Source organism: Leisingera sp. F5, from assembly GCF_001593695.1.
This window is the reverse complement of sequence record NZ_LUKH01000680.1, coordinates 1-1,863: the sequence shown is the minus strand read 5'-3', so window position 1 is coordinate 1,863 and position 1,863 is coordinate 1. Positions and strand designations below refer to the sequence as shown.

At 62.6% G+C, this 1,863-nt stretch carries 4 protein-coding genes; 2 read left to right on the top strand and 2 right to left on the bottom strand.

The features are described 5' to 3' along the window. The coding region (locus tag A2I95_RS34720; RefSeq protein ID WP_291737115.1) for a hypothetical protein at window positions 1-232 on the bottom strand (232 nt) is incomplete at its 3' end. A 178-nt stretch (window positions 233-410) separates the two neighbouring features. Here A2I95_RS34720 and A2I95_RS34715 point away from each other — a divergent pair. Together A2I95_RS34715 and A2I95_RS34710 are read left to right on the top strand one after the other, a co-directional pair. Continuing rightward, window positions 411-998: a TetR/AcrR family transcriptional regulator gene (locus A2I95_RS34715; protein ID WP_129371594.1), complete on the top strand. Its 588-nt coding sequence runs from the start codon at window positions 411-413 to the stop codon at window positions 996-998. Continuing rightward, window positions 995-1,474 (top strand): GNAT family N-acetyltransferase, encoded by a 480-nt coding sequence (locus tag A2I95_RS34710; protein ID WP_291737112.1) that lies wholly within the window; start codon window positions 995-997, stop codon window positions 1,472-1,474. Before A2I95_RS34715 ends, A2I95_RS34710 begins: the two co-directional genes overlap by 4 nt. Window positions 1,475-1,490: 16 nt before the next feature. Here A2I95_RS34710 and A2I95_RS34705 read toward each other — a convergent pair whose 3' ends face one another. After that, entirely contained in the window at window positions 1,491-1,793 is a 303-nt protein-coding gene (locus tag A2I95_RS34705; RefSeq protein WP_259986244.1) for an antibiotic biosynthesis monooxygenase, read from the bottom strand. Window positions 1,794-1,863: the final 70 nt, after the last annotated feature.

Sequence of the window (1,863 nt, the reverse complement as noted above, 5' to 3'; positions counted from 1 at the left end):
CCTCGGCGCGGCGTTTCAGCCGGGCGCTGCGGGCGTCAAGCTCATCCTGCAGGTCTGAGCTGGCCTGCTGCGGCGGGTCGAGCGGCTCCAGCGCGTCATTCAGCGGCAACAGTTTCGGGTAACCCGCGCCGCGCAGGTCAGGAGTCAACCGGTCCTCAAGCTCGGGCACGCGGGTGCAGGCGGCTGCGGCTGCCAAAACCAGAAGAAATGTGATCCGGGCCCAAGCCTGCATTGAACGAAATCCTGTATCTAGCCTTGCATGGTTCTAGGGCGTCCGGGGCCGCCGCACAATTGCTTTCCCGCCTGCCGGTGCGGGGATTGGCTTTGCCGGGTCATAGGGGTTTATGCCAGACCATCTTTTCGGCATTCCCGCTCTTTTTTCTGAACGCATGTTCAGTTACGGTCCGGTCATGGCACGTACCCAAGGCTCCCATTCCGATATCACCGGACCCAAAATCCGCGAGGCCGCTTTGCGGTTGTTTGCGCAGCATGGCTATGCCGCCGTCTCAATGCGCCAGATCGCCAAGGAGGTGGGGGTGCAGGCCGGGGCGCTGTATAACTACACACCGGACAAGCAAAGCCTGCTGTTCAACCTGATGCAAGGACATATGGTTGAACTGCAGGCGGCCTGGGACGCGGTGCCGCGGGCCGCGGGCGCGGCTGAGCGGCTGCGGGCCTTTACCGGCTTTCACATCCGCTTTCACCTGGAGCGCCCGGATGCGGTGTTCATCGCCTATATGGAGCTGCGCAACCTGACGGAGGAAAATTTCTCCGCCCTCGAATCGCTGCGCCGGGACTATGAGAACGGCGTGGAGGCGATCCTGAAAGAGGGGGTGGAGCAGCGTGTGTTCCGCATCCCCGATACCAAAATCGCCACTCTGGCGGTGATTGCGATGCTGAACGGGGTCAACACATGGTACCGTTCCGAGGGGCGCCTGACGCTGGATGAGGTCGAGAAGGTCTATTGGGACATGGTGCAAAAAGCGGTCAGCGCATGAGTCTTCTGAGCTTGCAAACCCAGCGGCTGAGCGCCGGGCGCTGGCAGGATCTGCCGGAGCCGGAACTGGCGGATCTGTTTGCGCCTAAGGTGGTGCAATGGCTGCCTGCCGGGTTTCAGACGCAAGACAGCGATCAGGCGCGCCGGGATTTCCTGGCGGCTGTATCGCAGCAAGCAGACATCGTTGCCTTGCGGCTTGCTGAAGGAAAGGGCATCGGGCTGTTGATCCTCTCTTATCCGGAGGAGGGCAGCCGCACCCGCAATCTGGGTTATCTTCTGGCCGAAAAAGCCTGGGGCCAGGGTTTGGCAAGTGAGCTGATTGCCGGCTTGCAGGCGCATTTCGGCGGCAGCGCGGTGACGCTGAGCGGAGGCGTCATGCAGGAAAACGCGGCTTCGGCCCGGGTGCTGGAAAAGGCGGGCTTCACGCCGGAGGCTGTGCAGGGCGAAACCGTCTACAGCTGGCGCGCAGACGGCTGACGCTTGCGTTTGCGGTTCAGCTGATCAGCCCGATCATGTCATAATGGTCGATCTGGCGGCTTAGCACCATCGGGTCTTCCTCCGGCAGCACATGCGGCTGTTCCCAATCCTCGCCTGCAAAGGCCTGCAGCGCGGCCACGCTCTCCCAAATCATGACGACGCAGAATGTGGCAGGCGAGTCCGGCCGGGGCAGCCCGGCGGTGACCGAGACCAGCCCCGGCTGGCGGCGCACATGCGGAATGGCGCTGCCGGTCAGAAAGGCCTTGAAGTCCTCGATCCTGTCCTCGCGGACGGTGGCACGGAATACCCGGATAATCATCACTCCCCCCAACGCTTATTGGCGCAGGGAGTATAGCATACCGCGTCCGTTTTGGCGGACGCGGTTTTCC